The following is a 6,727-nucleotide window of genomic DNA, read 5'->3' as shown; positions in this document are numbered from 1 at the left end:
CGGATGCACCACGGCGGTGCGCAGCGGTGTCATCCCGCGCGTCATCTCGATCATCCGCTCGTAGCGCTGCGCGGTGCGGTGCAGGTCGATCTCAGGCATGATCACCCGCGGCCGCGAAATCTTTTCGGTCGGCGCGATGACTTCGGCGATGCCGGTGATCACTTCGTCGCCATGCTGATTGGTGGCGCGGCAGTCGAGCAGCAGGCGCTTCTTGGCGTCGTTCTTTTCGGTGACCTTGACGGTGACCGTGATGGTGTCGCCGAGCAGCACCGGCTTCTTGAAGCGCAGCGACTGGTCGAGATAGATGGTGCCCGGTCCGGGCAGCTGCGTCCCCAGCAGCGTCGAGATCAGCGCCCCGCCCCACATGCCGTGGGCGATGACCTGGTGGAACATGTCGCTCTTGGCGTACTCGGCGTCGACATGCATCGGGTTGACGTCGCCCGACATGATGGCGAAGACGGCGATGTCCTGCGCCGTCAGCGTCCGCACCAGGCTCGCAGTGTCACCGAGCGCGATCTCGTCGTAGGTGCGGTTCTGAATCTGATCCATTGCAAGTCCACAGGCTGGGCCCGACCGCTCATTTGAGCAGTTGCCGGCGCAGCCGCAGCAGTTCCTTGCGGCGTGCCGGGGTCGTCTCCGGGTAGCTCATCTTGAGCGCTTCAAGTGTCTCGACGATGACTTGGGACACGATCAGGCGGGCGTTTTCCTTGTCGTCGGCCGGCACCACGTACCACGGGGAGTCCTCGGTGGATGTTGAGCTAAGACAATGCTCGTAGGCGTCCATATAGTCGTCCCAATATTTCCGCTCCTCGATATCGGCGGTCGAGAATTTCCAGTTCTTCTCCGGCTCGTCGATCCGCGCCAGGAAGCGCTTGCGCTGCTCCTCCTTGGACAGATGCAGGAAGAATTTGACGACGCGCGTGCCGTTGAGATGCAGATGGTGCTCGAGATTGGTGATCGACCGATAGCGGTTGTGCCAGAACTTCTTGGCCTGATGCACGCCGTTCGGCACCGACTCGCTTTTCAAAATCTCCGGATGCACCCGGACGATCAGCACCTCCTCGTAATACGAGCGGTTGAAGATGCCGATGCGGCCGCGCTCCGGCAGGTCGCGGGTGGTGCGCCACAGGAAATCGTGCTGCAGCTCGGTGGCGCTCGGGTGCTTGAAGCTGAACACTTGGCAGCCCTGCGGATTGACGCCGCTCATCACGTGCTGGATCGCGCCGTCCTTGCCGGCGGCGTCCATGGCCTGGAAGATCAGCAGGATCGCGTGCTTGTTGCTGGCATAGAGCAGCTTCTGCAAGTCGGCGAGGCGGCCGACGTGACTGCGCAGCAACTCGTGGTAGTGCTCCTTGGACTCGTAGACCGGGTCGATCAGGGTCGGCCATTTCTTCAGCACGACCTTTTCGTCCTCGCCGACGCGGAAATGATCGGTCTTGATCTTCATCGGAGTCCTTTCAGGAGGCCGGCCGGCGGGCCTGCGGTGGAAGCTCGTTATCTGCTCGTCATCAGTTGCAGCAGAGCTGCGATACGCGTTGCGGCGACTATACCGTCCATCACGGAAGCCGCCAAAGCTGCCCCGTAAAACCCCCAGCAGGCCGCAAGGCTTCGTTGACCACGAATAACGACGTCGTGGTGGTGCGATGGATCAAGATACCCATTGTGACCTTACAAACCGGCCCGTTTCGGCGCTCCCAGTTGATTGGCAGGACGATTTCGCCCTAAGAAAGGCGCAAAATCGGGGTGGATCGCGCGGGCACGGCGCTGGAAACGAGGTTTTCGGCCATTCACCGGGCGTTCAGCACCGGCATGACAGATGACTAGCTTCCACCGTTCCGACCCGACCTGAGGGGGCTTCCATTCCCACCAAAGTTTTGGCCACCGCACTGGCCGCGCAAAAGCGCCGCCTGAGTTCGGCGCGGATCGCGCTGATCGTGCTGCCGCTGCTGATGCTGGCGCCGGCGATCTGGAACGGCTACCCGCTGCTTCAATACGACACCGGCGGCTATCTGGCGCGCTGGTACGAAGGCTATCTGGTCATCAACCGATCGACCGCCTACGGCATCTACCTGCATTTCGGCGAGCACTCGCACTTCTGGCTCAATCTCGCCGTCCAGGCGATCGCAACACTGTGGATCCTGCAGCTGACGCTGCGGATGTTCGGTACGACGCGGCCGTTCCGCGTCGCGGCGATCGGCGTGGCGCTGATCGCCACCACGGCGCTGCCGTGGATCGCCAGCATGCTGCTGACCGACATTTTTGCCGGCCTGTCGGTGCTGACGCTGTTCCTGCTGGTCGCTTATCGCAACGGCACCTCGATCCTCGAAAAGTGGCTGCTGTTCGCCTTCACCTGTTTCTCCGCAGCAACCCACAGCGCCACGGTGGCGGTGCTGGCCGGGCTGTGCTGCGTCGGCTGGGTGCTGTTGCCGTGGCTGCGCGGCCGCATCTCGGCGCTCGGCCTGGCGCAGGGCAGCGCCGCCATCGTCGCCGGCTCGCTGCTGGTGCTGGTCTGCAATCACGCCCTCTCTGGCACCTGGGGCTGGACGCCGGGCGGCAGCGCGGTGATGTTCGGCCGCATGCTGCAGGACGGCATCGTCAAGCGATACCTCGACGACCACTGCGCGACCGTGAAGCTGAAGCTCTGCCCCTATAAGGACGAACTGCCGCCGACCGGCGACGACTTCCTTTGGGGTGGCAACAACAACGTGTTCGACCGACTCGGCCGCTTCGACGGCATGAGCAACGAAATGGACTTCATCGCCCACGAGGCGCTGATCGCCTATCCGATGATGCAGATCACCACCGCCGCCAAGGCGACCTGGGATCAGCTCGTGCACGTCGCGACCGGCGAAGGCACCACCGGGTGGATTCCCCACACCTACGGCATCATCGAACGCTACATGCCCGATCAGGTGAAGGCGATGCACGCCGCGCGGCAGCAGCATTGGGACATCAATTTCGACGCGGTGAACTGGGTGCATGTCCCGGTGGCACTGGGCTCGATGGCGCTGCTCGTGGTAATCCTTGGCGTCGGCGCGTATCGGCGCGAGCTCGATGACGTGACGCTGCTCGCCGGCACGGTGGCGACGGCGCTGTTCGGCAACGCGCTGGTGTGCGGCGTCATCTGCGGCCCGCACGATCGCTACGGCGCCCGCCTGGTTTGGATCGCCACCTTCACGGTGCTGATCGCGGCTGCGCGATTCTTCAAGGAAGACGAAGCCACGGCTGACGAAGCGGCGGACTGATCAGCTCCCTACGGCCGGCTCCAGCCGGTCGGGGCGCCCTCGCGGCCGCATGAAGACAGCGACGACCTCCGGGCATTGCCGCTTGATATCAGTCTCTAACCGCTCGACGCTGCGCTCGACGTCCGCGGCCCGGGCATCTTCCGGAAAGCTCAGCGCCAACGCCACCACGATCTGACGTGGCGCGAGATGCACGGTGAACAGGTTTTCGGCCTTAAGCGCAGGGCTGGCATTGGCGATGCGCAGGATCGCCGCCCGGGTCGCCGCGCCGGCCGGCTCGCCCATCAACAGCCCCTTGCTCTCGCGCGCCAGGAACGCGCCGGTGGCGCCGAGTAGCAGCGCGATGGCGATCGACGCGACGCCGTCGAGAACCGGCATCTGCAACTGTTCGGCCGCGAAGGTGCCGGCGGCTGCGAACAGGATGCCGATCAGCGCCGCAGTATCCTCGAACAGCACCATGAAGCTGGTCGGATCCTTGCTGCGCTCGGCGGCCTCGATGTAGTCGGCATCAGGCAACACGCCGAGGCTTGGCGCCACGGCGCGGAAACCCCGCCACGCGACAAACCACGAGCCGCCTTCGAAGACGAAAGCGATCGCCAGCACGATGTAGTTCAGGCTCGGATCCTCGATCGGGGTCGGCTGCAGGATGTGCAGCACGCCCTCGTAGAACGACACGCCGGCTCCGATCGCGAACAGCAGCAGCGCGACGATGAAGCTCCAAAAGTACAGCTCGCGGCCGTGGCCGAGCGGATGCGCCTCATCGGCAGGCTTTGCGGCGCGATGCAATCCGTACAACAGCAACACTTCGTTGCCGGTGTCGACCATCGAGTGCACGCTCTCGCTCAGCATCGCCGAACTGCCGCTCAGCAGCGCCGCCACCAGCTTGGTCGCGGCAATCGCCAGATTGCCGGCCAATGCCGCGTAGATCACGGTCTTCGATGAATGCTGCGTCGACGACGCCTGTGCGGCCAAGTTGGGCTCCTGTGAGAATTCACACCAGCATCAAAGACGCGGCGGCCGCCGCTTGTTCCGCAATTGGCCTGATTCAGGAACAATGCCACTGCGCTGCGATTTGTGGATGAACTCAGCCGTAAGCCCGGACGCACGCATGATCCCCTCGTGGCTCCATATTCTCTCGATCGTCTCGCTGGCACTCGCCGTGCTCTGCGCGGCCATCATCGCGATCGACGAGGCACGGCATCCGCAGCGAATGTGGATCATGAACGCGGTGTGGCCGCTGACCGCTTTGTTCGGCAGCGTGCTGTGGACGTGGGGTTACTTCCGCTACGGCCGGCTCTCGGCGGCCGACGCGGAGGGGCGAGCCGGCGACAAACCTTTCGCCATCATGGTGGCCGAGGGCGCCTCGCATTGCGGCAGTGGCTGTACGCTGGGTGACATCTGTGCCGAATGGCTGGCGTTTGCGGCGCCGGCCGTGCTGGTCTGGCTCGGCTGGAAGACGCTGTTCGCGAACAAGATCTTTTCGGCGTGGATCCTGGACTACGTCTTCGCTTATGGGTTCGGCATCGTCTTCCAGTATTACACGATCGCGCCGATGCGGAAGCTCGGTGTCGCGGCCGGCATCTGGGCGGCGATCAAGGCCGATACGTTGTCGCTGACGGCCTGGCAGATCGGCATGTACGGCTGCATGGCCTTGACGCACTTCTGGCTGTTCCGCCGCGTGCTCGGCCACGAACTCGAAGTCGCGAGCCCGGAATTCTGGTTCGTAATGCAGATCGCGATGATCTGCGGCTTCATCACCAGCTATCCGGTCAATTGGTGGCTGTTGCGCATCGGCCTCAAAGAGAAGATGTAGCCCGACGGTCTGGCGATGTGCCCGACGCCCCGGCCCGGGAAGGATGATCCATGCTGTCGCTGTTCGACGTCCTTGCGGTGTTGCTGGTGGTCACAGCGGCGCTGGCCTGGATCAATCACGTCCTGATCGGTCTGCCCAACGAGATCGGCCTCTTGGTCATGGGGCTGGCCGCTTCGGTACTGCTGATCGGCCTCGAAATTGGCGTTTCCGGATCTGCCGATTTCCACGAAAATCGCGGGCTGGCTGCAGCGTATCGACTTTTCGGCGACGCTGCTCAACGGCATGCTCGGTTATCTGCTGTTCGCAGGCGCGCTGCAGATCAACCTGTCGCGGCTGCGCGACCGACAATGGATCGTCGCCACGATGGCGACGGTCGGCGTCTTCCTGTCCACGGCCCTGGTCGGGATCGGCCTTTGGGGCGCCGCGCAGGCGTTGGGGATCGCCCTGCCGCTGATCTGGGCGCTGGTTTTCGGAGCGCTGATCAGTCCGACCGATCCGATCGCGGTGCTGTCCACGCTGAAGGCGGTCCAGATTCCCCGGACTCTCGAAATGGACATCTCGGGCGAGGCGCTGTTCAACGACGGCGTCGGCGTCGTGCTGTTCACGCTGCTGCTGAGCGCTGCGGTGACCAGCGGCAACGAGATCGAGTGGCTGGAATTCGGCAAGGTGTTTTTGATCGAAGCCGGCGGCGGCGCGCTGCTCGGCATCGTGACCGGCTATATCGCTTACCGGGCGATGCACGCGCTCGACGAATATCCGATCGAGGTGCTGATATCGATCGCGCTGGTCACTGGCACTTACGCGGTGGCCCTGAAGCTCGGGGTCAGCGGGCCGATCGCCGTGGTGACGGCCGGGGTGCTGATAGGCAATCGCGGCGCCGAACGCGCGATGAGCGATCAGACGCGCCGCTATCTGTTCGGCTTCTGGACGCTGATCGACCAGATCATGAATTCCGTGTTGTTCCTGCTGATCGGATTCGAGGTTCTGGTGTTGGGCGCCAAGCTCACGCTGGCCCCGCTGGCTCTGGCCGCGGTGCCAAACGTGCTGATTGCACGGTTCGTGTCGGTCGCGGTCCCCGTCTTGCTGTTCAGCATCACATCCCGCTTCGAACGGGGCACGATCGCGATTCTGACCTGGGGCGGCGTGCGGGGCGGGATCTCGGTCGCGCTGGCGCTGACGATCCCACCCGGCGATTTCAAGCCCGCCTTGACGGCAGCGACCTACACGGTCGCCGTGTTCAGCATGGTGGTGCAAGGCTTGACGCTCGGACGCCTCGCCCGCCGCCTCGGCGTCGGGACCCCTGTGGGCAACGACGCGGCCGAATGAGAAAAGGCCGCCCGGGATTCGGGGCGGCCTTTCGTTGCTAACGATAATGACGGACTACAGATCACGGACAGGAGTGACGACGACCGTCGTAGCCCATGTAGGTGCCCGACGACGGGTCATAGCTCCGGAAGCGCTGAGAGCAATACGCGTCCGCATCGGCCCCAGAGGCGGCCGCCTGGGCCTGACTGTTGGCGATCGCGCCGCCGATGATGGCGCCGGCCGCCAGGCCGCCGATCGCAGCGCCCGGACCCCAGCCGTAGCCGCGGTGGCGGTTACCATAGCCGCGGTGATAGCCGTAGCCGCCGTGCCAGCCGTGATGGCGCCACTGCACCTGCTGAACCTGCGG

Annotated in this window: 7 protein-coding genes; 3 read left to right on the top strand and 4 right to left on the bottom strand. The window is 64.2% G+C overall.

Features of this window, described 5'->3' with window-relative positions:
- Both I5M_RS20315 and I5M_RS20310 read right to left on the bottom strand, forming a co-directional pair.
- Positions 1-549 (bottom strand): MaoC/PaaZ C-terminal domain-containing protein (locus I5M_RS20315; protein ID WP_022723071.1); only part of this gene is annotated, 549 nt, incomplete at its 3' end.
- 28 nt (positions 550-577) lie between these two features.
- Positions 578-1,447 (bottom strand): ADP-polyphosphate phosphotransferase, encoded by an 870-nt coding sequence (locus I5M_RS20310; protein WP_022723070.1) that lies wholly within the window; start codon positions 1,445-1,447, stop codon positions 578-580.
- 427 nt (positions 1,448-1,874) lie between these two features.
- Between I5M_RS20310 and I5M_RS20305 the strand changes: the two genes are divergently transcribed.
- A complete protein-coding gene (locus I5M_RS20305) occupies positions 1,875-3,245 on the top strand; it encodes a hypothetical protein (RefSeq protein WP_022723069.1) in 1,371 nt (456 codons plus the stop codon).
- Here I5M_RS20305 and I5M_RS20300 read toward each other — a convergent pair whose 3' ends face one another.
- Positions 3,246-4,214, bottom strand: coding sequence for a cation diffusion facilitator family transporter (locus I5M_RS20300; protein WP_022723068.1), 969 nt, complete (start codon positions 4,212-4,214; stop codon positions 3,246-3,248).
- Between the two features lie 136 nt (positions 4,215-4,350).
- Here I5M_RS20300 and I5M_RS20295 point away from each other — a divergent pair, with 136 nt between their 5' ends.
- A complete protein-coding gene (locus I5M_RS20295) occupies positions 4,351-5,055 on the top strand; it encodes a DUF4396 domain-containing protein (protein WP_022723067.1) in 705 nt (234 codons plus the stop codon).
- 198 nt (positions 5,056-5,253) lie between these two features.
- Positions 5,254-6,381 carry a sodium:proton antiporter gene (locus I5M_RS30245; RefSeq protein ID WP_307706776.1) on the top strand — a complete coding sequence of 376 codons (1,128 nt, stop codon included), beginning with the start codon at positions 5,254-5,256 and terminating at the stop codon, positions 6,379-6,381.
- 61 nt (positions 6,382-6,442) lie between these two features.
- On the opposite strand, the gene I5M_RS20285 is transcribed toward I5M_RS30245, so the two are convergent.
- Positions 6,443-6,727: BA14K family protein (locus tag I5M_RS20285; protein WP_022723066.1), on the bottom strand; the 285-nt coding region annotated here is incomplete at its 5' end.

This window comes from Rhodopseudomonas sp. B29, assembly GCF_000333455.1.
In the GTDB taxonomy this organism is placed as follows: Bacteria; Pseudomonadota; Alphaproteobacteria; order Rhizobiales; family Xanthobacteraceae; genus Rhodopseudomonas.
Note: the sequence above shows the minus strand (reverse complement) of the source record. Positions and strands in the feature narration are given on the sequence as shown.

Bases quoted from the DNA above. Each gene is read 5' to 3' on its own strand.
- I5M_RS20310 (WP_022723070.1), bottom strand. From the start codon at position 1,447: ATGAAGATCAAGACCGATCATTTCCGCGTCGGCGAGGACGAAAAGGTC.
- I5M_RS20295 (WP_022723067.1), top strand. From the start codon at position 4,351: ATGATCCCCTCGTGGCTCCATATTCTCTCGATCGTCTCGCTGGCACTC.